Here is a 244-nt window from a genome sequence, read left to right as displayed (position 1 = left end):
GACCTGAAGCTCAGCGACAACACCATCGTCATCTACACCACCGACAACGGCCCGAACCGCTTCACCTGGCCGGATGCCGCCACCTCTCCGTTCCGCAACGAGAAGAACTCCAACTGGGAAGGCGCCTACCGGGTGCCGGCGATGATCCGCTGGCCGAACCACGTCAAGCCGGGCACCGTCTCCACCCAGATGTTCTCCGGCCTGGACTGGTTCCCGACCCTGCTGGCGGCCGTCGGCGATACCG

The 244-nt window shown here is 65.6% G+C and carries 1 protein-coding gene; it reads left to right on the top strand.

Annotated features, from left to right (window positions below):
• Positions 1-244 (top strand): sulfatase-like hydrolase/transferase (locus J5M67_RS29225; RefSeq protein WP_207888757.1); only part of this gene is annotated, 244 nt, incomplete at both ends.

Source organism: Pseudomonas sp. 30_B (genome assembly GCF_017491605.1).
In the GTDB taxonomy this organism is placed as follows: domain Bacteria; phylum Pseudomonadota; class Gammaproteobacteria; order Pseudomonadales; family Pseudomonadaceae; genus Pseudomonas.
This window is presented reverse-complemented; position numbering and strand designations above follow the sequence as displayed.